This is a genomic window from Arthrobacter sp. MDB1-55 (genome assembly GCF_059092925.1).
On the sequence record NZ_JBNHID010000001.1, the window covers coordinates 240554 to 262837 of the forward strand.

The window sequence follows — 22284 nt, forward strand, 5'->3', positions numbered from 1 at the left end:
CCTCGGCACCATGGACGTGCTTGCCATCCACCTCGGCGATCGGCTCGGCTGGTACAACGCCCTCGCATCAGACGGTCCTGCTTCGTCCACCGAACTCGCGGAGCGCACCGGTACCTCCGAGCGGTATGCACGCGAATGGCTCGAGCAGCAGGCCACCACAGGCCTGCTGACCGCAAACGGCGACGGCGACGCCCGCCGCTTCACGCTGCCTGCCGGGGCGGCGGAGGTACTGACCGATTCCACCAGCCTCAACTACCTTGCCCCGCTGGCCCGGATGATTGCGGGTGCGGCCGTGCAGCTTCCGGCTCTTCAGGTTGCGTACCGCGAGGGTACGGGTGTCGGCTGGTCCGAGTTCGGCCCGGACGCGAGGGAATCCCAGGCGGACATGAACCGGCCCTGGTTCGAGCACGAACTCGCCGGCGCGCTGCGGCAGGCGCCGGACCTGGTGACCCGCTTGCAGAGGGAGGGAGCGTCCGTCGCCGACATCGGCTGCGGGGCCGGTTGGTCCACCATCGCACTCGCCCGAACGTTCCCTGCGGCCCAGATCACTGGGTTCGACATCGACCAGGCATCAATCGAGCTCGCCCGCAGCAACGCCTCACGTGTCGATAGCACCGCCCGGTTCCAGTGGTCGACGCCGCCGGAATGCCCGAGCAGCAGTTCGACGTGGTCTTCGCCTTCGAATGCATCCACGATCTGCCCTACCCGGTGGACGTGCTCGCGGCGGCCCGGCGGTCCCTTCACAGCGGCGGCACCGTCGTCGTCATGGATGAAGCGGTGGCCGAAGCCTTCGCTCCGCCGGGCGATGAGGTGGAGCGCCTGATGTACGGGTTCAGCCTGCTGATCTGCTTGCCCGACGGAATGGCCCACCCCGACAGCGCCGGTACCGGGACAGTCATGCGGCCGGCCACGCTGCGCCGGTACGCTGCCGATGCCGGGTTCTCGGACGTCCGGATCCTGCCGATCGAGGGCTTCGGCTTCTTTCGCTTCTACGAACTGGTGCCGTAAGCGTCCTTCCTCGCTAACCTGAACCATGACCTTGGACGAATGGGACGAATTGGACGACGTCGGGCGTATCGGTTCCTCGCGGAACGTCGCCTGGGAGGGTGCAGTCAACGCCCGGGATCTCGGCGGGGTCACTCCACAAATCCGGCGTGGACGGCTGTACCGGATGGGCAGGCACGAGTGGCTCACCGATGCAGGCTGGCAACAGGCTTACGACGACGGCGTCCGCACCGTGATCGACCTCCGGAACCCCGGGGAGCGGGGACGGCGCGATACCGACCCCGTGCTGAACACCTCCGTCCTGGACCGCTTCCGGGTGCTCAACTGCCCGACGGAGGACCAGTCGGATGAGGACTTCATGCAACTGGTCGGTCCCTACCTCAACTCGCCGGAGTACTACCGGGAGAACCTGCACCGCTGGCCCGGGAAGATTGCTGCGGTGGTGCGGGCAATTGCGGAAGCGGAGGGCGCCGTCGTCGTGCACTGTGCGGCGGGGCGCGACCGCACCGGCATGGTGACCGCGGTGCTGCTTGCACTCATGGGCGTACCACCGGAGGACATAGCGGATGACTATGCGCTCGCCGTGCAGGGCATCAATGAACACCACCGTTCCCAGAAGCGGCCGCGAGAGCAGCCGAAGTCACCCGAGCAGTTGCAGGAGTGGATTTCACGCGCCCGAGCCCACCTGCTCGATCTGCTTGAGGGGTTTGACGCGGAGTCGTATCTCCGGAGCGCGGGGCTTTCGGCGGAGGACATAGAGGCCGTCCGGGCGCGGCTGGCCTCATAGGACCTAGTTCTCCGGCTTTTTCTCCAGCAGCAGGTTGGTGATGCGCAGGGTGCAGAGGCGGCCGCCGTCGTCGTTGGTGATCAGCACCTCATGGGTGGTGAGGGTGCGCCCCAGGTGAATCGGCGTGGCGGTGATGGTGATGGTGCCGTTGCGGGCGGACTTGTGGTGCGTGGCGGAGACGTCGACGCCCACGGCAGTCTTGCCGAGGGTGCTCGCGTGGATGACGGCCGCCCAGGAGCCGACGGCCTCTCCGACAGCCAGTGACGCGCCGCCGTGCAGCAGGCCGAAGGACTGGCGGTTGCCCTCCACCGGCATGGTCGCGACGACCCGCTCGACCGACTGCTCGAGGATCTTCACGCCCATCTTCTCGTCGAGTTCGCCGAGGGTAATCTGCCAGGGTTCGACGGTCACTTTGGGCTCCTTGTGGGGTGTGGCGGGATCGGGCATTCATGTACTCTGGACATATTACCGAACGTCCGTTCAGTAATGTTTCTTGAGCTCCCGAACGCGAAAGGTCAACGATGACTTCGACCGCCCTCAGCGTGGACATCGTCCCCAGCTTCATCCGCGACGCCTGGTGGACCCCCGACCAGCACACCCTCTCCGAGGACAACGCCAGCGAGGTGCGTGACGCCAGTACCGGCGAGATGCTCGCCCTGGTCAGCACCAGTGGGCTCAACACGGCCGACGTCGTCGACTATGCGCGCACAACGGGCCAGGAGGAGCTCGGGAAGCTCACGTTCCACCAGCGCGCCCTCAAGCTCAAGGCCCTCGCGCAGTTCCTGAACGGGCAGCGGGAGCACCTGTATGAGCTGTCCGCGCGCACCGGTGCCACCAAGATCGACTCCATGGTGGATATCGACGGCGGCATTGGCGTGCTCTTCACCTTTGGATCGAAGGGGCGGCGGGAACTGCCCAACGCGCAGGTGGTCATCGACGGGCCGGTGGAGGTGCTGTCGAAGGACGGGTCCTTCATCGGAGAGCACATCTACACACGTATTCCCGGAGCCGCCGTCCAGATCAACGCCTTCAACTTCCCGGTCTGGGGGATGCTGGAGAAGCTCGCGCCCGCCTTCCTGGCCGGCGTGCCCACGATCGTGAAGCCTGCAACTCCGACGGGGTATCTGACGGCCGCCGTCGTCAAGCTCATCATTGAGTCGAACCTCCTTCCGCTGGGATCGCTGCAGCTCATTTCCGGTCCTGCCCGCGACATCCTGGACCACCTCGACTACCGGGATCTCGTGTTGTTCACGGGCTCAGCGTCGACGGCGAACCGGCTGAAGTCACATGAGAACGTCACCACCGGCGGTGTGCGCTTCTCCTCCGAGACGGACTCCCTCAACGCGGCAATCCTTGGCGAGGATGCCGTACCGGGCACCCCCGAATTCGACGCCTTCATCAAGTCCCTTGTCACGGAAATGACCGTCAAGGCCGGCCAGAAGTGCACCAGTATCCGCCGGACGCTCGTTCCGAAGGCGCTGGTGAACGACGTCGTTGCTGCCGCCCGCGAACGCATCGAACAGCGCGTCACGCTCGGTGACCCGCGCGCCGAAGGTGTGACCATGGGGGCGCTCGCCTCTGTGGAGCAGCTGCGCAGCGTACGGGCCGCTGTCGAATCCATGCTTGCTGCGGGCGGAGAGCTTGCGTATGGCACCCTCGACTCCCCCCGCGTAACCCACGCCGACGGCACCGTGGATGTCGCTGAGGACGGCGCGTTCATGGCTCCAGTGCTCCTCACCTGGCAGAATGCTGACGCCGTCGAGCTCCATACGGTGGAGGCTTTCGGCCCTGTAGCCTCGGTCGTCGGGTACGACGACGTCGCGCACGCGGTCCGTCTGGCGGCCATGGGCGAGGGCTCGCTGGTGGCGACCGTGTGCACCAACGACCCGGATATTGCCCGCGAGCTGGTGACGGGCATTGCTGCCCACCATGGCCGGGTGCTGCTGCTCAATCGCGAGGATGCACGGTCCTCGACAGGGCATGGGTCGCCCGTGCCTCATCTCGTCCATGGCGGGCCGGGACGCGCCGGCGGCGGTGAGGAGCTCGGAGGCATCCGGTCCGTGCTGCACCATATGCAGCGCACAGCCCTGCAGGGTTCACCGAACATGCTGACCGCCATCACCGGTGTCTGGCACACCGGAGCTGACCGGAACTTCGACGAGGAGCATCCGTTCCGGAAGAACCTGGGAACGTTACGCATCGGCGACGCAGTGCGCTCCGATCTCCGCCAGGTAACCCTGGAGGACATCACCGCGTTCGCGAACACGACCGGGGACAAGTTCTACGCCCACACCAACGAAGAAGCCGCTGCAGCGAACCCGTTCTTCCCGGGGATTGTGGCGCACGGGTACCTGTTGCTTTCGTGGGGTGCAGGCCTGTTTGTGGAACCTGCGCCGGGACCGGTCCTCGCCAACTACGGGCTGGAGAATCTGCGGTTCATCACGCCCGTCGCCGCCGGTGACTCGATCCGCGTGACCCTGACGGCGAAGCGCATCACGCCGCGCGAGGACGAGGAGTACGGCGAGGTGGCCTGGGACGCGGTGCTGACGAACCAGAACGACGAGATTGTCGCGACGTACGACGTCCTGACCCTCGTCGAGAAGTAGGCCGGCGTTCCTGTCCGGACAGTCCCATCGAACATGAGCGTTCGGTGGGATAGTCCGGACAATCCCAGTCAACCTGCAACTTTGGTGGGACGGTACTTCGCAATCCCTCGTCGAACCAGTTCAATGAACTCCTCCGGTCGGTTGACGATCAATTCGTAGGTCGCCCGCAGCATGGGCGTCCCATTGAGCATTAGAACGTTCCCGCGACGCCTGTCCTCCTCGAACTCCTTCGCATTGGTGTGGTGTTCTCTGCCGTCGGCTTCACTGCCTAGGATGCCCTCCACGAATAAGTCGAGACGCCCAACGCCTTTCACGTAGACCTGCGTCTGTACCGAAAACCCACCGGCCTTCAGGCGGTATCGCGCAGCTGTCTCCAGGATCGATTGCGAGTGCGGGTCGATCATCCCCACGATGCGTCGAAGTTTACGATCCCGTGCGCCACCCGTACGGCTGCGCAACTGTTGGAGCGTGACAAGCCGCTTCACTACGGCAGACTCCACCATGCACAATGCCTCAAGCTCCGGAAGACATCGCATGCATTGCAGGCAAATGTCCAGCGGCGTCAGCTGCTTCGCCGAGCGGTGTACCCGGAAGTTTCCCTCGAGGGGACGTCCATGATCAACGCAGACGTGGATAAAGCGAGGCTTTGTGAGGATCCAGAGGCCCAGTCTCTCAGCGGCATTCACACATGCAAGTTCGGCTTTGACGCACGCAGCGGCCAAGAGTGCAGGGTCTGCATCGGGCGTCACGTACACTCCGCGAATCGGACGGCTCAGCCGTCCATCCTGGACGGCTTTGAGGATCTCGTGACCGCTGAATCCCGCTTTCTCGAGTTCTCGTCGACGGGCCACGCCACCTTTTCCTGCAACCTCACGCACGATGTCCATGCCATCCATGCTCGGTGCGAGTGCCCAACCGTGGTGGGGGAGATGGCCCTATGTGGACATCTGTCTCAACGGGAGATCCCGTCCACGGAAGATGTTGAGCGGGATAGTCCGAACAATCCCGCTGACGAGGCGCCTTTGACGGGACCGGGGAGGTCAGGACCAGGGGGTGACGGGCTTCGGCTGGGGCTCGCCGTTGACAAGAACATCGACGCGCTCGTTGAAGAAACACACCAGGCCATGGATCTGCGTTGCGTCGGGGAAGCGGGAATCATACTGCCATGCGACGTCCTTCCCCTTCGGCGAGCCTGGGTAGGAGAAGTAGTTTGCCTGGCCCTTATAAGGGCAGACAGTCGTGGTTGCACTTGGCTCCAGCGCATCAAACCTCACGTCCTCGGGCGGGATGTAGAGCCGCGGGGGAAGGAGCGTTTCATACAGTACGGCGGCGCGGGACGTATCCGCGAGTGTGATGCCGTCCATCTGTACGGTGATGCGGTCAGCGGAGTCGCGGATATCGATGCGGTGGAACGGGTCACGCGGATGCCCGATGATCGATTCGTCGTCCTCGCGCCAGCTCAGGGAATCGAAGTCGAGCAGCACATATCCAGCCAGCGCAGGGTCATCCGGGCGGAATGCCGCGCCCGGCAGGACGGCGCCGGCTGCGGTGATGGTGAGGGGAGTCCCCGTGGTGGTGTGCCGGCTGAAGGGCGTCCGCGGGTCGAGGACCGGCGGACCCTCGAGCATGATCGCTACCGGATATTCTTCGCCCGCCTCGTGCCCTGACATGGCGGCAGACAGCTCCGCCCGGAGATCCTCCTCCGGCACCGCGAAGATCGGCGTCACCCGTTTCGGCTCCCAGACAAGCAAAGCCCGTCGGGTATCGATGACCGTGGTCTCACCGAGGTCACCCCGAACCCGTTTCGACGTGGGCTCATACCGAAGATCGGAGAGCATACCCAGCATGGTGTCGGAGAGCTTGACGGACATAGCATCAGCGTCCGCTCAGGATGCGCATCAGTCAAGCGCGCCGCTTCCCCGGGGATAGTCAGACGTGGTGTAAACCCTCAAACGCCATCGCGATGACGTCGTCTGCGAGTTTCTCCGGGGTCAGCGGACCCCCTGGCTTGTACCATTCGACAACGGAGTTGATCGTGCCGAACAGTAGCCTCGTCGTGGTCCGTGGGTCTATGTCCTTGCGGATGGACCCCTCGGACCGGGCAGCCTCAACCAGCGCTGCAACCTGGTGGTCAAACGCACGACGGCGCTCAAGGGCTTCGCGCTCAACCTCCGTATTGCCGCGCAACCGCAGCAGGAGAGTCACGAAGGGAAGCCGCTCGGCCAGGACGTTGATCGTACCGCGCAAGACGTACTCGAGCCGTTGGTCCGCTTTGCCGGACGTCGCCTCCGCATGAGTCAGTACGTCCTCGAGCCCGCCGAGGGCGTGGTCGAGGGCAAGCCGCAGCAGGTCACCCTTCGATGGCACGTGGTGGTAGATCGCTGACTTGCTGATGCCCAGGTTGTCGGCGAGGACTCCCATTGAGGTCGCCTCATAACCGTGCCGGTTGAAGACATCAACGGCGATGTTGAGCACGGTCTGCTGGTCGTATCCGGGTCGTCCGCGTCGGGTAGCGGCCTGTGAACTGGGCATACCGGCTATTTTCGCACGAACGTTCGGTCAGACAGCGCCACCGTGAACACTGGGGGTCAGGCTTTCGGGCGCAGGTCGTAGATGCGCCGCAGCTTCCCGCTCGAGCGCGCCAGCGACCCGCTTTCGACGACGGACACCGCGCAACTGGACCCGATGTGGATCTTGATCTGCTGGCTCAGTTCCGACGCCGCCGCGGCTGCTTCATCGGCGCTGACGCCTTCCCGCGGTTCGATCCTGACGGTCAGCTGGTCCATGCGCTGACCTTCAGGGCGTGTGAGCTCCAACTGGAAGTGCGGGCTGAGCGCAGGGATACGTAGCGCGATCTCCTCGATCTGGGTCGGGAAGAGGTTGACGCCGCGCAGGATGATCATGTCGTCGCTCCGTCCCGTGATGCGGTCCATGCGGCGCATACCCGGTCGGGCGGTGCCGGGGAGCAATCGGGTCAGATCGTGCGTACGGTAACGGATGATCGGGAGCGCTTCCTTGGTGAGGGAAGTAAAGACAAGCTCCCCAGGCTGGCCGTCGTCCAGTACTGCATCGGTGAAGGGGTCGATGATCTCTGGACGGAAATGGTCCTCCCAGATGTGCGAACCGTCTTTGGTCTCAACGCACTCACCTGCCACACCAGGGCCCATCACCTCGGATAGTCCGTAGATGTCGCAGGCATCAAAGCCCATGCGATGCTCAAGCTCCTGGCGCATCTGGTTCGTCCAGGGCTCAGCGCCCAGAACCGCCGTCCTGAGCGACGTGCTCTGCGGATCGATTCCGGCCCCCACCATCGCGTCGAGGATGGTGAGAAGGTACGTCGGGGTGCTGAGGATTGCGTCAGGCTGGAAATCCTGAATGAGCTGCACCTGGCGTTCGGTCTGGCCGCCGGAGATGGGGATCACCGTGCAGCCGAGCTTCTCGGCTCCGAAGTGTGCACCGAGTCCGCCCGTGAAGAGCCCGTATCCGTACGCGTTATGGACCTTGTCGCCCTTCTTGACCCCGCTCGCACGGAGGCAGCGCGCAACAAGCGTCGCCCAACGGTCGAGGTCGCCGGAGGTGTAGCCGACGACGGTGGGACGTCCGGTGGTGCCGGATGAGGCGTGAATTCGCGCAACGCGCTCCTGCGGGACGGCGAACATTCCGAAGGGGTAGGTCAGGCGCAGGTCTTCCTTGGTGGTGTAGGGAAACTTCGCCAGGTCCGAAAGTTCCCGAAGGTCACCGGGGTGGACGCCGGCGTCGTCGAACTTGCGGCGGTACAGGTCCACGTTCTCGTAGGCATACTTCACCGTCCACTGCAGGCGTTCAAGCTGCAGTTCCTCGATCCTGCCCCGGTCGTAGCTCTCCTCAGGATCGAGGGTGGCGGGGTCGGCAGCGGTCGCCTTGATGGCGGTGGTGGTCATGCGTTCCTCGATTCGGAAGAGTCGGGCAGGCTTCCCGTTGGTGTCAGGTTTCGGTTCCGGCGGTTCGGGACGGTTCGCGAGCGTCCACGGAAGAGGGCGACAGTGCGCTCCGCATCGGGCGCGCCGCCGTCCTGGCCCGCGGTGATCGTGATGTCGTAGATGCCGCTGCGCCCGGTTGCGCTGGTTCGAGTGGCGACGGCGGTCAGCATCTCGCCGGGCAGCGCTGAGGACAGGAAATTGATGTCGACGCCGGATGCAACCGTTATGGTTTCCGTTTCGCTGACAGGGTTGCAGGCCAGTGCGAACACTGTGTCGGCGAAGGCGAAGATCATTCCGCCGTGGGCAATGCCGAAGCCGTTGAGCATTTCCTCGCGTACCCGCATGGTGGCCGTGGCATGCCCGTCGCCTAAGTGCAGCACCTCGACGCCGAGCCACTGGGAGGCATAGTCCTTCTCCAGCATGGGATGAACAGGGCGGACGTCAGTGTCCCTCATGGAGGCCTCTCAGAATTATTTACCGATCGTTCATTAGGTAATACCGGAACGCCCCTGACTGTCAAGAAGATGTGGATTCTTCCGGGGAATATGAAGCACACAACGAGCGATTGAAGGGGCTGCCCGTCGGCGGTGTCCGCTGTTATTCTTTCCGCACAGCGTCGCTCCGCGAAAGGGGTACGCACATGCGGCACCCGATTGTCCGGTTCCTGGCCATCGTTCTCTGCGCCGGGTATACCGTCACCGCGTGCACAGCCCAGGATTCCGGACCGGATCGCACTCCCTCACCGGTAACCGCGGCCACGGAGTCAGAACCACCGGGACCGCCGGCATCCACATCCGCCGCCCCACAGCCCTCCCCGACGAGCGCTGGGCCCGAACTGCAACCCCAGGTTCAGGCCGTGGTCTCCTCGAATTTCCGGGCGACGGATGCAGGCGCCGCGATCCTCACGGCTGGGGGATCAGCAGCCGATGCCGCTGTCGCTGTCGCGTCCGTCCTCACCGTCGTGGAGCCCTACTACTCGAGCGTGCTCGGCGGCGACACCTGGGCGCTCTACCACGACGGCGGCACCCGGGACGTCACCAGCCTCAACGCTGTGGGGCCGGTGGGGGGCAAGGCGACGCTCGAGGACTACACGCCCCGGGCTGGCGAGTATGGGATGCATCAGGCAATCCTGCCGGGCGCCTGGGACGGGTGGATGCTCTGGCTGCGGGATCACGGAGAACTGCCGCTGCGCCAGGTTCTGGCGCCCGCAATCGACATAGCGAGGGCGGGCTACCCGGTCAGCTCGGAGATGACCTTCTGGCTGACACAGCAGGAACAGGACATCCGCAACAGCCCCCAACTCAGCGAGCTCTACCTGCGCAACGGAGCTCTCGTCGCTACCGGGCAGGCAGTTACCCAACCGGACCTCGCGGCCACGCTGGAAGCACTGGCAACCGCGTACGACGACGGCGCTGCCGCCGCCGGCGAGACAACCGCCCGTCATGCGGCGGGCATCCAGGCGGCGCGTGACTACTTCTACCGCGGTCCGCTCGCAGAGGCGATCGTGCAGTATTCCGACCAGTTCGGCGGCTACCTCACACTGGAGGACTTTGCCCGGTACGAGGCCGAGCTGGTGGCGCCCATCTCGATCGACTGGGCCGACGGTATCCGGGTTCTGCAGAATCCGCCGAACAGCCAGGGCATCGCGATGCTTCAGGCGTTGAACATCCTCAAAGCGGAGGACTGGTCCGGCAGATCGCCAGCTGAACCGGACGTGATCCATCGCCAGATTGAAGCCGTGAAGCTCGCCTTCGCTGACCGGTTCGCGTACGTCGGCGATCCTGATCGAACGCCGGTGCCCGTCGAGGAGCTGTTGTCGGATGATTACGCAGATCAGCTGCGCGGCCGCATCGACATGGGTAGCGCCGCCGAGTGGCCGATCGAGGCCGGACTGGACCGGCAGTCGAGCGATACCACCACCTTTCACGTGACCGACAGCGAGGGAAACGCGGCGGCGGTGACGACCAGCCTCGGAGGCCAGTTCCTGGTGGTGGGAGATACCGGCATCCACATCAACGAACGCATGAAGTTCATGTCAGTGGATCCCGGCAACGTGAATGTCGTCGCGCCCGGTGCCACAGTACGGCACACATCGAACCCATACATGGTGCTACGGAACGGTCGGCCGTATCTTCTCGGAGGGAATACCGGCGTCGACACGCAGCCGCAGGCACAGCTCCAGCAATTCATGAGCGTGGTCGCCTTCGGGCTTGAACCCCAGGAAGCGGTCGCTCAGCCGCGTTTCGTGAGCACAGCGTTCCCGGCCTCAATCTTCCCGCACCCGGCCGACAACATTCTCCATGTGGAAACCAGCTTCCCACCTGCAGGCATCGCGGACCTGCGCGCACGAGGGCACAACATCGCGGTAGGAGTCGGCATCTTCGGCACAGCCAACATGATCGAACTCAGCGAGGACGGCACCGTAGCGCAGATCGGAGCCGAGCCGCGGAACCAGACGGCAAGCGGCGTCGGAGTGCCCTGACGGCGTTACCCCATCACGCTGGCTGTCCCCGAAAGAACGCGGGTCGCACCCAGCGCATCGGCCACGAAGGCGTAGTCCCAGGCCACGTCCTTCCACTGCTCGTAGCGTCCGCTGGCGCCGCCGTGGCCGCCGTCCATCTCGGTCTTGAGAACTATCGGCTCACTGCCCGTCGTCACTTCCCGCAGCCGGGCTACCCACTTCGCAGGTTCAACGTAGAGCACCCGGGTGTCATTGAAGCTGGTTACCGCAGCGATGCGGGGATACGCCGTCGGGCGGATGTTCTCGTACGGGGTGTATTCCTTCATGTACCGGTAGACGTCCGGGTCGGTGATGGGATTGCCCCACTCTTCCCACTCCAGCGCGGAGAGCGGGAGTTCCGGGTCCAGAATCGTTGTCAGAGCATCCACAAAGGGAACCTGCGCGACGATCGCCCGGTACTTCTCGGGGGCAAGGTTGGCAACCGCGCCCATCAGCAACCCGCCGGCTGATCCGCCGATCGCAGCAATGCGCTCCGGGTCGACCCAGCCGGATTCGGCCACATGGGTGGTCGCGTCCACGAAGTCCGTGAAAGTGTTCTTCTTCGCGAGCTTCTTCCCGCTCTCGTACCAGGTTCGTCCCATCTCACCTCCGCCGCGGATATGCGCGACGACGAAAATCACGCCTCGGTCCAGCAACGACAGTCGCGAGATGGAGAATCCGGGATCCATGCTGATCTCGTAGCTGCCATAGGCGTAGATGACTGCGGGGTTCATCCCGTTCTGCTCAAGGTCACGCCGCCGCAGGACGGACAACGGGATGAGCGTCCCGTCGGTGGCTGGCGCCCACTGGCGCTCCGCAACGTACTCCTCGGAGCGGTAGCCGCCGCGCACTTCGGTCTCCTTGCGCAGGGTCAGGACACCGCCGTCGAGCAGGTAGTCATAGACCCGGGGCGGGGTGAAGTAGGAAGCATAGGAGAGCCGGATCATGGGCGACTCGAACTCGGCACCGGCGAGGTTGCAGGTGTAGAGCGCCTCATCAAAGGCGGGCTCGATGGCCGGCTGCTGCGCCGGCGTTCCAAGGCCCTCCCGGGGCATGATCTGCACGCGCATGGTGGTGTCCTTGCGCACCGACACAAGCACGTGCGTGGCGGTGACGGTGGCGCCGTGGACGCGGACGGCGTCGTCGTGCTCCACAACGGTCAGCCACTCCTGCTCGGCCAGCGGGCGGCTGAACTGCTCGGCGGCAGCAAGGCTCACCATCGAGTTCTTCGCACCGCGGTCGTGGGTCAGCAGGTAGTGGAGCCGGCCCTCGACGCGCAGCGGCTCAGCTTCATACAGGACCCGCTCGGATCGCGGGATCAGTGTGACGAGGCCGGCGTCCTGGTTCTCAAGGTCCAGCACGCGGTATTCGCTGTACTCCGAGCAGCCGATGCCGATCAGCAGTTGCGTGCGGTCAGCGGACAGGTCGAACCCGGTCCACATTGCGACGTCATCCTCCTGGTACACCAGCTCGTCCTGTTCGACGGCGGTGCCCAGCCGGTGTGATTTCACCTGATAGGGACGCCAGCTGTCATCGACGACGGTGTAGAAGACCTGGGATCCGTCCGGCGAGAACGCCAGGCCGTAGAAGACGTTCGGGATCTCATCGGGAAGTAGCTCACCGGTGCGCAGATCCTTGATCCGCAGGGTGAAGCGCTCATCCCCAGCGTTGTCCACGCAGAATGCCAGCAGGGCACCGTCTTCGCTGACGGTGAGTCCGCCGAGCGAAAAGAAGGGCTTGCCTTCCGCTTCGGCGTTGCCGTCGAGCAGTACCTGCTCGCCGTCGACCGGCTGACCCGGCACTACTTCCGGCGGAGTCCAGTCGCGCGCGAGGTCGCCTGTGTCCGTAGCCCGGACCCGGCAATGGATGCTGTACTGCTTTCCCTCTTCCGTGCGGGAGTAGTACCACCACTCCTTCTTCCGGGCCGGGACGGAGAGGTCGGTTTCCTGGGTGCGGTTCTTGATCTCGTTGAAGATCTCGTGGCGCAGTTCCTCCTGACCGGCGGTAACCGCTTCGGTGTAGGCGTTCTCAGCCCGGAGGTGCTCCACGACCTCTGCATCATCCTTGGCGCGTAACCACTCGTAAGGGTCGATGAAGGTGTCGCCGTGGTGCGTGCGCTCGGTCAGGACCTTCTTGGCAACGGGAGGAGTGAGAGTCATGAAACTATCCTGCCAGAGGGCGGCGCAGGTCAGCTGGGCGCGGCCGCGGTGGATCCCCGGACGATCAGGTCCGACTCGAACAACGACTCCGTGCGGCTGCTGCGTCCGCCCGACAATTCCGTGAGCAGCGCCTGGACGGCCGCCTCTGCCATGCCGGCGACGGGTTGGCGGAGCGTCGTCAGCGGGGGATCAGTGAACGCCATCAAGGGGGAGTCATCGAAGCCCACCACGGATACGTCGTCGGGCACCCGCAGGCCCCGTGAGCGTGCGGCGCGGATGGCGCCGAGAGCCATGACGTCGGACGCGCACACGATGCCCGTGTGGCCAGTCTCCAGAAGCTCGACGGCGGCGCTGTGCCCGCCCTCGATGCTGAACATGGTGACGGCCGTGTGCTCTGACGGATCCGTCTGGCCGAGATGTTGCTCAAGCCCTACCCGAAAACCTTCGAGCTTCCGGCGACTTGGAATGAAGTGTTCAGGCCCGGTGGCAAATCCGACCTTCCGATGCCCAAGCGATGCGAGGTGGCGAACGGCGGTCTGGATGGCCATGGAGTCGTCATTCGCGATGGAGGGTGCATCGACCTCCGGCCGGGTGCCGTTGGTCAGCACAAACGGGATGCCGCGGGCTCGCAGCCGGTGATATCTCTCGACGCTTGCACGGCCATCCGCGTGTGCGGCGCACACGAAAATCAATCCGCGGACGCCTTGATCCAGCAGCAGGGAAACATATTCATCCTCAGTGACGCCGCCGCCGGGGAGGGTGCACAGGGCCGGGATGAAGTCATGGGGGGCAACCAGCGCACTGATGGCTCCGGCGAAAGCGGGAAAGATCGGGTTCACCAGATCGGGCACCACAATGCCGATCTGCCCGTTCGCCCGGCCGGAGAGACGGTCCGGACGCTCGTAACCCAGATCGTCCATTGCGGTGAGGACGGCCTGCCGGGTCTCTCGTGAAGCGCCGCTGCGACCGTTCATCACCCGCGAGACGGTGGGGACGCTGACTCCTGCGCGGCGCGCAACATCCTCCAGCCGGGGTTTGTCGGTCAACGGTGGGAGCGTCACGGATCCATCCTATCTTCCGCGCGATCGACGTGTGAAACTTTCATGAAAATTTCAGTAAACCCTTGACGGTCATTCGGCCGCTTCCTAGGGTGAAGTGGCCTACTACCGAACCGGACGTGCAGTGAAGCGCGTCAAGGAGGATTCATGCACACCACCTCATCCATTCACCGCAGGCGACGGCGCTTCGCCGGGCTCGCTGCCGGTGTCGTGACCGGACCGCTACTGGTCAGCCTGATGCCTTTGCCGGCGCTTGCTGACCACAGCCCATCCCCGCAATCCGTGACCCTCGTGGGCTCGCTCCAGTCAGAGCTTGGGTGTGCCGGCGACTGGCAGCCCGAATGCGCCGCGACGGCCTTGAGTGAAGTCGCTGGGTCGCCGGGAATCTATAGCGGTACGTTTGAGGTTCCAGCGGGTGACTACGCCTACAAAGCAGCGCTCAACGGGAACTGGACCGAAAACTACGGCGACGGCGGCGCAGCAGGAGGAGCCGACATCGCCCTGACCTCGCAGGGAGGGCCGATCACCTTCACCTATAACCACAGCACCCACGTCATCACCAGTGACGTTCAGCAGTCCGCGATTGCCGGGGCTGCGGCGCATTGGCTGGCGCCGGGAACCTTCGCCTGGGACCTGGATGAAGCGCCCGAGGGAGCCTCCTACCGTCTTTACTCCTCGACAAACGGCGGCCTGGAGGTAGTGGACGGGGCGATAACCGGTGGTGACTACCTCAATCTGGAACGCAGGGGCGATGCACTCGATCCCGAGTTCGCTGCGGCCCAGCCACACCTGAAGTCTTTCGATCTCCTGACGCTGCCCAGCAAAGCGGCCGTCCAGGCAAGGAAGCTGCTCAAGGGAGAGTTGCTTGCCGTCCAGGTTGGCGCTGATGGGTCGGTGCTGCAGGCCACGCGCGTCCAGGTGCCGGGCGTCATCGACGCGCTGTACCCAAACGCTGTGAAGCGGTCACTCGGACTGAGCTGGAAGGGACCGCGCCCGCGCTTCGACCTCTGGGCACCAACTGCCCGCGAAGTCAGCCTCCACGTCTACCGGGAGGGTTCCGGCGGGGAAGTCCTGGCCAGCGTTCCCTTGAAGGAAGGGCACGACGGCGTCTGGTCAGTTTTGGGGGAAAAGAATTGGAAGGATGCGTATTACCTCTATGAGGTGGAGGTCTACGTACCTGAGACCGGACAGGTTGAGCGAAACCTCGTGACGGACCCCTACAGCGTCGGCCTGTCCACCAACTCCGAGCGCAGCCTGATCGTGAACCTGACGGATCCGCAATTGGCGCCTTCCGGCTGGAAGTCGCTCAAGAAACCGGCCCTCGCCCAGCCCGAAGACCTCTCACTCTACGAGCTGCACGTGCGCGATTTCTCGATCAATGACGCTACGGTTCCGGAGGAGCGTCGTGGAACCTACGCCGCCTTCGCCGAGAGGGACAGCGACGGCATGAAGCGCCTTGCGGACCTCGCGGACTCCGGTTTGAATGCTGTACACCTGCTGCCGGTCAACGACATCGGAACAATCGAGGAGCGCCGCGACGTACAGGCCCAGCCGCAGTGCGAGCTTGCGAGGTTCGCCCCGGACAGCGAAGAACAGCAGGCCTGCGTGGCCGCTGTTGCGGGCAAGGACGGCTTCAACTGGGGCTATGACCCGCTGCACTACACGACGCCTGAGGGCTCGTACTCGACAGATCCAAGCGACGGCACCCGCATCCGCGAATTCCGGGAGATGGTCGCAGGCCTCAACACTGCCGGCCTGAGGGTGGTCCAGGACGTGGTTTACAACCACACCGCAGGCGCCGGGCAGGCGTCAGACAACAACCTCGACCGCATCGTTCCGGGCTACTATCACCGGCTGAACGCCACCAGCGGAGCTGTCGAAACCTCGACCTGCTGCCCCAATACGGCAACCGAGAACGCGATGATGGGCAAGCTCATGGTTGATTCGATCGTGACGCTCGCCCGCACCTACAAGCTTGATGGATTCCGGTTCGACCTGATGGGCCACCACAGCAAGCAAAACATGCTCGACGTGCGAGCAGCCCTCGATGAACTGACTCTTGAGCGGGACGGCGTGGACGGCAAGAGCGTCTACGTCTACGGGGAAGGGTGGAACTTCGGCGAGGTCGCAGACAATGCACGCTTCGAGCAGGCAACCCAGGCAAACATGGCGGGCACGGGAATCGGGACCTTCAATGACCGACTCCGTGACGCAGTGCGCGGTGGCGGACCCTTCGATGAGGATCCGCGTGTACAGGGCTTCGGCTCGGGCCTCCTGACGCAACCCAACGGTGCCGAGGTGAACGGTAGCCCCGCGGACCAGCGGGCCAGGCTGCTCTTGAACCAGGACCAGATCAAGGTGGGTCTGACGGGCAACCTCCGGGACTACAGATTCGTTGACCGCACGGGCGCCGAAGTGAGTGGAGCCGACATCGACTACAACGGCAGCCCCGCCGGCTACACCGCGGATCCGCAGGAAGCCATCACCTACGTCGAGGCCCACGACAACGAGACTCTGTTCGACAGCCTCGCCTTCAAGCTGGCCCCGGAGACGTCGATGGCGGACCGCATCCGGTTCCAGACGCTCTCGCTCAGTACCACCGCGCTCGGACAGGGCGTGTCCTTCTGGCACGCCGGGGGAGAAGCCCTGCGCAGCAAGTCCCTGGACCGTAACAGCTATGACTCGGGTGACTGGTTCAACCTTCTGGACCACACCGGGACGGAAAACGGATTTGCCCGTGGATTGCCGCCGCGCGCCGACAACGCCGACAAATATGAGTTCATGAAGCCATTGCTCGCGGATCCGGCACTCAAGCCCGCACCGGCGGACATCGCCACGGCCCGGGAACAAGCGAAATCGCTCCTTGAGATCCGCAAGAGTTCGCCCCTGTTCCATCTCGGCTCTGCCGATCTGGTTCAGCAGAAGCTGTCGTTCCCCTCCGGTGGACCGGAGCAGACACCGGGCGTAATCGTCATGCACATCGATGACACCACCGGATCGGATGTCGACAGCGAGCGGACCGGCGTCGTCGTCGTTTTCAACGCATCCGACACGACGACCACGCAAACGGTGCCTGCCGCCGCGGGGCAGGCCTTCGCTCTGCACCGGGTCCAGCAGGGCGGCCCGGACGAGGTGGTGAAGGGTGCGGCCTTCGATTCGTCGACGGGCAGCTTTACGGTCCCGCCGCTGACCGTCGCTGTCTTCGAGGCGAAGTAAACCTCAGCAACTCGTGAAGGCCGGACAGCTTGACCAGCTGTTCCGGCCTTCACGTGTGTCAGACTCCTGCCAGTGTTGACTCTGAAGTCGCGTCGCCGATATCCTGAACGAACGGTCGGTAATTATTTCGGGCCGGCATATCGCCGGCCTCGCACAGTGAGGTGACCATCATGACAACCGCGACTGACACTCCGCAGGACCTGACCGCGGAGCAGGAACAGTTCGACAGGCTGATCGCCGAGGACTCCCGGATCGAACCCCGCGACTGGATGCCTGAGGCATACCGCAAGACCCTCACCCGCCAGATCTCGCAGCACGCACACTCCGAAATCATCGGCATGCAGCCCGAGGCGAACTGGATCACCCGAGCCCCCAGCCTGAAGCGCAAGGCCATCCTGATGGCCAAGGTCCAGGACGAAGCTGGGCACGGGCTGTACCTGTACTCAGCGGCCGAAACCCTCGGGACCACGAGGGACTCCATGATGGCGGACCTCATTGCCGGCAAGGCGCGCTACTCGAGCATCTTCAACTACCCGGCACGCACCTGGGCCGACATGGGTGCGATCGGTTGGCTCGTCGACGGCGCTGCGATCGCCAACCAGGTGCCGCTCTGCCGCGCCTCCTACGGGCCGTACGGGCGTGCGATGGTACGCATCTGCAAGGAAGAGTCCTTCCACCAGCGCCAGGGCTTCGAGATTCTGCTTGAGCTGTCCAACGGAACGCCGGCCCAGAAACAGATGGCGCAGGACGCCGTCAACCGCTGGTACGCACCGAGCCTCATGATGTTCGGTCCGCCGGATGAGGACTCGCCCAATTCCCAGCAGTCGATGGCCTGGAACATCAAGCGGTTCTCGAACGATGAGCTGCGCTCGCGGTTCGTGGGCATGATCGTCGAACAGGTCAAGACCCTCGGACTCACCCTTCCGGATGACCAGATCCGCTACAACGACGCCACAGGCAGGTGGGAACACGGCCCGCTCGACTGGAACGAGTTCAAGGAAGTCCTCGCCGGCCGTGGACCGTGCAACGCCCAGCGCATGGAGCGGCGCAGGGAAGCGCACGACGGCGGCGCCTGGGTTCGTGAGGCCGCCGCCGCTTACGCGGCGAAGCAGGCAGCGAAGCGCGCTGACCAGCGCGATATGACAGTAAAGGCGGCGTAGATGGTCAGCGGATCACAGACGGGCGACGACGGCTCCAAGGCTCCCAGCGCGGAGCAACCCGACCACCCCACAGCAGAGCCCTGGCCGCTCTGGGAAGTGTTCGTCCGCTCCTCACGCGGCCTCAGTCATGTGCACGCCGGGTCGCTGCACGCGCCCGACGCCGAGATGGCTGTCCGCAATGCTCGGGACCTGTACACCCGGCGTAACGAGGGCGTGAGCCTCTGGGTCGTCCCCGCATCCGCCATCATCGCCAGCGATCCGGACGCCAAGGGCCAGTTTTTCGAATCGCCGCAGGGCAAGGATTACCGGCACGCCACGTACTACACGAAGAGCGAAGGAGTGAAGCACCTGTGAGCGAATCCAACGCGAGCGCCACCCGCATCACTCCGGGAAACGCGCTGCGGCCCGAAGACATCGCCGCCTCCGGGGTCAAGCCGACCGGGGCTGTCGGGGAGTATGCGCTGAGACTTGGCGACGACGCGCTTATCCTCGCCCAGCGTCTGGGCTGGTGGATTTCCCGCGCTCCGGAGCTCGAGGAGGACGTGGCCCTCGGCAACATCGCCCTCGACCAGATCGGCCACGCGCGTTCTTTCCTGACCTATGCGGGCCATGCCTGGGACAAGACCGAGGACGACCTGGCGTACTTCCGGGGAGAGGACGAATTCCGCTCCGCGCATCTTGTGGAGCAGCCCAACGGGGACTTCGCCCGGACCATCGCACGGCAGCTGGTTATCTCCCAATACCAGTACGACCTCTACTCCCGTCTGGTGAATTCCGCCGACGCCACGCTCGCAGCGATCGCGGCGAAGGCCGTGAAGGAAGTCGACTACCACCGCGATCACGCCCGCCAGTGGGTCCTGCGCCTGGCGCTCGGAACCGACGAGTCACGCCGCCGCATGATCGAAGGGATCCTCCTGACCTGGCCGTACGTCGGGGAGCTATTTGAGGACGATGAGCTCGTGACCTCACTCGACGGCGTCGCGGTCAAGCCGTCCTCGCTCCGCGCCTCGTTCGATGCGGAGATCGAGGCGCTGTTCTCTGAAGCCGTACTCGAGGTTCCGGACGTTCCCGCTTCCGTTGGCGGCGGACGGCAGGGCCGCCACAGTGAACACCTGGGCTACATCCTGGCCGAGATGCAGGTTCTGGCCCGCGAGCACCCGGGAGCAACATGGTAGCCACCCTGCAGTCGCCGCGAACCGCTCGCGAGGCGACTCTCTGGGAGATCGCCGCCACTGTGGCGGATCCCGAAATTCCAGTGCTCACCATTGAGGATCTCGGCGTCCTCCGTGCGGTCTCCATTGACGACGACGGCGCCGCCACCGTCACGATCACGCCCACCTATTCGGGGTGCCCGGCGATGGACGCGATCCGCGACGACATCATCACGGCCCTTGTCTCCAAGGGTCATACGGATGTGAGCGTGAAGCTCGTGCTGTCACCGGCGTGGACCACAGACTGGATGAGTCCGTCGGGCAAGGCCAAGCTGGAAGAGTACGGAATCGCCCCGCCCACCGGTAAGGCCGACGCCGGCAAGGTGAGCGTGGGGCTGAGCGTCAAGTGCCCGCAGTGCTCCTCGCTGAACACCCGAGAACTTACCCGCTTCGGTTCCACATCCTGCAAGGCGCTCTATGTCTGCCAGGACTGCAGGGAACCCTTCGACTACTTCAAGGTCCACTAATGGCAGTGAAACTCGCACCGTCGACCAAGCGTCGGACGGCCTTCCACGAACTGACGGTCGCTGAGGTTCGACGGCTCACCGAGGACGCCATCGAGGTGACCTTCGCTGTTCCCGAGGAACTGGCCGGGCGGTTCGATTATGTACCGGGGCAGTACGTCGCGCTCCGGACGATGCTCGACGTCGATGGCGAGCCGAAGGAAGTCCGCCGCAGCTATTCCATCTGTGCGGAACCGCGTACTTTCGAAGACGGCAGCAGTGAGATCCGCGTCGCCATCAAAAAGGACCTCGGGGGCACGTTCTCCACCTGGGCCAACGAGTTCCTGAGGGCAGGCGACAAGCTCGACGTGATGAGCCCGATGGGCCAGTTCATCTCGAAGCACCCGATGACCGAAATCAACAACCCCGAGAGCATCGACACGACCACGGAGCATTCCTTCGTGGCCGTCGCTGCGGGTTCGGGCATCACTCCGGTCATTGCCATCGCGCGATCGGTGCTTGCAGCGAACCCGGCGGTGCGTCTGGATCTCATTTACGCCAACAAGGCGGCCATGGACGTCATGTTCCTTGAGGAGCTCGCCGACCTGAAGGACCGTTATCCCGCCCGGTTCGCTCTGCACCACGTGCTCTCGCGCGAGCAGCGCATCTCGCCGTTGCTGAGCGGACGTATCGATGCGGGGAAACTACGCACCATGCTGACCAGCGTCATCCGGACCGAAGAAGTCGATGAGTGGTTCCTCTGCGGGCCCTTCGAACTGGTTCAACTGTGCCGTGACACCCTTGCCGAGCGGGGCGTGCCGGCTGAGAAGATCCGTTTCGAGTTGTTCACTACCGGTGAGCCCACAAAGCCGGAGGGCCAGATCGGCCGTCCGGTCAGCACTGACGGCAGCGAAGACAGCTACGCCATCAACTTCAACCTCGACGGATTGAAGGGCACCGTGTCGAGCCCCACCCACGCCCGGGAATCCATCCTGAACGCGGCGCTGCGCGTGCGCCCCGACGTTCCCTTCGCATGTGCCGGAGGTGTCTGCGGGACGTGCCGTGCCAAATTGGTCAGCGGAACCGTTGACATGGACGAGAACTACGCTCTTGAGCCGGATGAGCTCGCGAAGGGTTACGTGTTGACGTGTCAGTCCCGACCCACCAGCTCCGAAGTCACCGTCGACTACGACGCCTGATACCTACCGGATATTCATAGAAGAGGAGCGATCGTTGATCGAGTTGATAATCGAGAACGGTGTCGCCGAGATTGTGCTCAACGCGCCGGAGAAGCTCAATTCGCTCGACGAGGACGCTCTTGCCGAGCTGTCGGATGCGTACGACGACGCCGCCTCCGCTGCAGCAGACGGCCGCGTGCGTGCCCTGTTGCTGCGAGGCGAAGGCCGGGCATTCTGCGCCGGTCGTGACATCTCCGGCGTCGAGCCGGAAACGGATGACGCAGTCGCTTACCTCGACGGACTGGTCACCCCGCTGTTGAAGAAGATGTCCGCTTTTCCGGCACCTACGTTCGCTGCGGCTCACGGTGCATGCCTTGGCGTGGGACTGGGTCTGCTTATTGCCACGGACGTTGTTTATGTCGCTGACTCCGCGAAGATCGGTTCGCCGTTCGCCAAGCTTGGTGCAACGCTCGATTCCGGCGGCCATTGGCTTTTCACGGAGCGGCTTGGAGCACATCGAACGCTCGACCTCATCTACACCGCCGACCTCATGAGCGGAGCGGACGCCGTCGCCAGCGGTCTGTTCAGTAGGGCATTCCCTGCCGAGGAGTTGCTTCCAGCCACCCGCGCCACCGTTGAACGCGTCGCACAAGGCGCCACTGGTGCGTTCCGGGCGTCGAAGGAGCTCGTCGCTTCCATCCGGGATCGAAGGCTAGGCCTCTGGGAATCAGTGGGGGACGAAAACGCGGCACAGGGCCAGCTGTGCAGCAGCGCCGACTATGCGGAGGGTTTCAGGGCTTTCCAGGAGAAGCGGATGCCGGCTTTCCGCGGCTAGCGGTGATTCCTGACCGGTCTGATACATCGGAGCAACGAGTTCTGCAACGTTTTGAACTCAATAACAGATAATTTCCGGTGGAGGTACCACATTTATTCTTTCGTGGCATTTACTAGGACATGTGGCCGGGGCAGTCCGCCGGGGGGCCTCATGGGGGACGGTGACGT

19 protein-coding genes and 2 pseudogenes are annotated in these 22284 nt (G+C 64.3%); 13 read left to right on the plus strand and 8 right to left on the minus strand.

All coding sequences use genetic code 11. From position 1 onward, the window contains the following. Positions 1-10: 10 nt before the first annotated feature. The 4 genes and pseudogenes from AC5RU3_RS01185 to AC5RU3_RS01200 form a co-directional block, all read left to right on the plus strand. Positions 11-574: pseudogene (locus AC5RU3_RS01185) on the plus strand (class I SAM-dependent methyltransferase); the annotation flags it as partial. 71 nt (positions 575-645) lie between these two features. After that, positions 646-708 (plus strand): annotated as a pseudogene (locus AC5RU3_RS01190) (hypothetical protein); the annotation flags it as partial. A gap of 69 nt (positions 709-777) precedes the next feature. Next, positions 778-1008 carry a hypothetical protein gene (locus AC5RU3_RS01195; protein WP_493965154.1) on the plus strand — a complete coding sequence of 77 codons (231 nt, stop codon included), beginning with the start codon at positions 778-780 and terminating at the stop codon, positions 1006-1008. A 25-nt stretch (positions 1009-1033) separates the two neighbouring features. Beyond that, positions 1034-1792: a tyrosine-protein phosphatase gene (locus AC5RU3_RS01200; protein WP_493964678.1), complete on the plus strand. Its 759-nt coding sequence runs from the start codon at positions 1034-1036 to the stop codon at positions 1790-1792. A gap of 3 nt (positions 1793-1795) precedes the next feature. On the opposite strand, the gene AC5RU3_RS01205 is transcribed toward AC5RU3_RS01200, so the two are convergent. Beyond that, on the minus strand, positions 1796-2239 hold the full coding sequence (locus AC5RU3_RS01205) for a PaaI family thioesterase (protein WP_493964679.1): 444 nt from the start codon (positions 2237-2239) through the stop codon (positions 1796-1798). A gap of 74 nt (positions 2240-2313) precedes the next feature. Here AC5RU3_RS01205 and paaZ point away from each other — a divergent pair, with 74 nt between their 5' ends. Further along, positions 2314-4398: a phenylacetic acid degradation bifunctional protein PaaZ gene (paaZ, locus tag AC5RU3_RS01210; protein ID WP_493964680.1), complete on the plus strand. Its 2085-nt coding sequence runs from the start codon at positions 2314-2316 to the stop codon at positions 4396-4398. A gap of 68 nt (positions 4399-4466) precedes the next feature. Here the strand turns inward: paaZ and AC5RU3_RS01215 are convergent, their stop codons facing one another. The 5 genes from AC5RU3_RS01215 to paaI form a co-directional block, all read right to left on the minus strand. After that, positions 4467-5285: a type IV toxin-antitoxin system AbiEi family antitoxin domain-containing protein gene (locus AC5RU3_RS01215; protein ID WP_493964681.1), complete on the minus strand. Its 819-nt coding sequence runs from the start codon at positions 5283-5285 to the stop codon at positions 4467-4469. A 153-nt stretch (positions 5286-5438) separates the two neighbouring features. Beyond that, entirely contained in the window at positions 5439-6269 is an 831-nt protein-coding gene (locus AC5RU3_RS01220) for a DUF427 domain-containing protein (protein ID WP_458115534.1), read from the minus strand. Positions 6270-6327: 58 nt separating this feature from the next. Next, positions 6328-6930 carry a TetR/AcrR family transcriptional regulator gene (locus AC5RU3_RS01225; protein ID WP_309072233.1) on the minus strand — a complete coding sequence of 201 codons (603 nt, stop codon included), beginning with the start codon at positions 6928-6930 and terminating at the stop codon, positions 6328-6330. A 56-nt stretch (positions 6931-6986) separates the two neighbouring features. Beyond that, positions 6987-8318 carry a phenylacetate--CoA ligase PaaK gene (paaK, locus tag AC5RU3_RS01230; protein ID WP_493964682.1) on the minus strand — a complete coding sequence of 444 codons (1332 nt, stop codon included), beginning with the start codon at positions 8316-8318 and terminating at the stop codon, positions 6987-6989. After that, positions 8315-8812, minus strand: a complete 498-nt coding sequence (paaI, locus tag AC5RU3_RS01235; RefSeq protein ID WP_493964683.1) for a hydroxyphenylacetyl-CoA thioesterase PaaI — start codon at positions 8810-8812, stop codon at positions 8315-8317. The genes paaK and paaI overlap by 4 nt, the downstream gene beginning before the upstream one ends. 185 nt (positions 8813-8997) lie before the next feature. Between paaI and AC5RU3_RS01240 the strand changes: the two genes are divergently transcribed. Continuing rightward, on the plus strand, positions 8998-10839 hold the full coding sequence (locus AC5RU3_RS01240) for a gamma-glutamyltransferase family protein (protein WP_493964684.1): 1842 nt from the start codon (positions 8998-9000) through the stop codon (positions 10837-10839). 5 nt (positions 10840-10844) lie between these two features. Here AC5RU3_RS01240 and AC5RU3_RS01245 read toward each other — a convergent pair whose 3' ends face one another. Both AC5RU3_RS01245 and AC5RU3_RS01250 read right to left on the minus strand, forming a co-directional pair. Continuing rightward, positions 10845-13016: a S9 family peptidase gene (locus AC5RU3_RS01245; RefSeq protein WP_493964685.1), complete on the minus strand. Its 2172-nt coding sequence runs from the start codon at positions 13014-13016 to the stop codon at positions 10845-10847. A 29-nt stretch (positions 13017-13045) separates the two neighbouring features. Beyond that, on the minus strand, positions 13046-14077 hold the full coding sequence (locus AC5RU3_RS01250) for a LacI family DNA-binding transcriptional regulator (protein WP_309071845.1): 1032 nt from the start codon (positions 14075-14077) through the stop codon (positions 13046-13048). 144 nt (positions 14078-14221) lie between these two features. Here AC5RU3_RS01250 and pulA point away from each other — a divergent pair, with 144 nt between their 5' ends. From pulA to AC5RU3_RS01285, 7 genes are all read left to right on the plus strand, one after another. Continuing rightward, positions 14222-17290 carry a pullulanase-type alpha-1,6-glucosidase gene (gene pulA / locus AC5RU3_RS01255; protein ID WP_493964686.1) on the plus strand — a complete coding sequence of 1023 codons (3069 nt, stop codon included), beginning with the start codon at positions 14222-14224 and terminating at the stop codon, positions 17288-17290. A gap of 170 nt (positions 17291-17460) precedes the next feature. Then, a complete protein-coding gene (gene paaA, locus AC5RU3_RS01260) occupies positions 17461-18450 on the plus strand; it encodes a 1,2-phenylacetyl-CoA epoxidase subunit PaaA (protein ID WP_309071843.1) in 990 nt (329 codons plus the stop codon). Further along, a complete protein-coding gene (gene paaB / locus AC5RU3_RS01265) occupies positions 18451-18804 on the plus strand; it encodes a 1,2-phenylacetyl-CoA epoxidase subunit PaaB (protein WP_309071842.1) in 354 nt (117 codons plus the stop codon). Further along, on the plus strand, positions 18801-19625 hold the full coding sequence (paaC, locus tag AC5RU3_RS01270; protein WP_493964687.1) for a 1,2-phenylacetyl-CoA epoxidase subunit PaaC: 825 nt from the start codon (positions 18801-18803) through the stop codon (positions 19623-19625). Before paaB ends, paaC begins: the two co-directional genes overlap by 4 nt. Then, entirely contained in the window at positions 19619-20128 is a 510-nt protein-coding gene (paaD, locus tag AC5RU3_RS01275; protein WP_309124416.1) for a 1,2-phenylacetyl-CoA epoxidase subunit PaaD, read from the plus strand. Before paaC ends, paaD begins: the two co-directional genes overlap by 7 nt. Continuing rightward, positions 20128-21303: a 1,2-phenylacetyl-CoA epoxidase subunit PaaE gene (gene paaE / locus AC5RU3_RS01280; RefSeq protein WP_309071839.1), complete on the plus strand. Its 1176-nt coding sequence runs from the start codon at positions 20128-20130 to the stop codon at positions 21301-21303. Before paaD ends, paaE begins: the two co-directional genes overlap by 1 nt. Positions 21304-21337: 34 nt before the next feature. After that, positions 21338-22117: an enoyl-CoA hydratase/isomerase family protein gene (locus AC5RU3_RS01285; RefSeq protein WP_493964688.1), complete on the plus strand. Its 780-nt coding sequence runs from the start codon at positions 21338-21340 to the stop codon at positions 22115-22117. Positions 22118-22284: the final 167 nt, after the last annotated feature.

Bases quoted from the DNA above. Each gene is read 5' to 3' on its own strand.
- paaB (WP_309071842.1), top strand. From the start codon at position 18,451: ATGGTCAGCGGATCACAGACGGGCGACGACGGCTCCAAGGCTCCCAGC.
- paaK (WP_493964682.1), bottom strand. From the start codon at position 8,318: ATGACCACCACCGCCATCAAGGCGACCGCTGCCGACCCCGCCACCCTC.
- AC5RU3_RS01215 (WP_493964681.1), bottom strand. From the start codon at position 5,285: ATGGACATCGTGCGTGAGGTTGCAGGAAAAGGTGGCGTGGCCCGTCGA.
- paaE (WP_309071839.1), top strand. From the start codon at position 20,128: ATGGCAGTGAAACTCGCACCGTCGACCAAGCGTCGGACGGCCTTCCAC.
- AC5RU3_RS01245 (WP_493964685.1), bottom strand. From the start codon at position 13,016: ATGACTCTCACTCCTCCCGTTGCCAAGAAGGTCCTGACCGAGCGCACG.
- paaD (WP_309124416.1), top strand. From the start codon at position 19,619: ATGGTAGCCACCCTGCAGTCGCCGCGAACCGCTCGCGAGGCGACTCTC.
- paaA (WP_309071843.1), top strand. From the start codon at position 17,461: ATGACAACCGCGACTGACACTCCGCAGGACCTGACCGCGGAGCAGGAA.
- paaZ (WP_493964680.1), top strand. From the start codon at position 2,314: ATGACTTCGACCGCCCTCAGCGTGGACATCGTCCCCAGCTTCATCCGC.
- AC5RU3_RS01205 (WP_493964679.1), bottom strand. From the start codon at position 2,239: ATGCCCGATCCCGCCACACCCCACAAGGAGCCCAAAGTGACCGTCGAA.
- AC5RU3_RS01200 (WP_493964678.1), top strand. From the start codon at position 1,034: ATGACCTTGGACGAATGGGACGAATTGGACGACGTCGGGCGTATCGGT.
- AC5RU3_RS01240 (WP_493964684.1), top strand. From the start codon at position 8,998: ATGCGGCACCCGATTGTCCGGTTCCTGGCCATCGTTCTCTGCGCCGGG.
- AC5RU3_RS01220 (WP_458115534.1), bottom strand. From the start codon at position 6,269: ATGTCCGTCAAGCTCTCCGACACCATGCTGGGTATGCTCTCCGATCTT.
- paaI (WP_493964683.1), bottom strand. From the start codon at position 8,812: ATGAGGGACACTGACGTCCGCCCTGTTCATCCCATGCTGGAGAAGGAC.
- pulA (WP_493964686.1), top strand. From the start codon at position 14,222: ATGCACACCACCTCATCCATTCACCGCAGGCGACGGCGCTTCGCCGGG.
- AC5RU3_RS01225 (WP_309072233.1), bottom strand. From the start codon at position 6,930: ATGCCCAGTTCACAGGCCGCTACCCGACGCGGACGACCCGGATACGAC.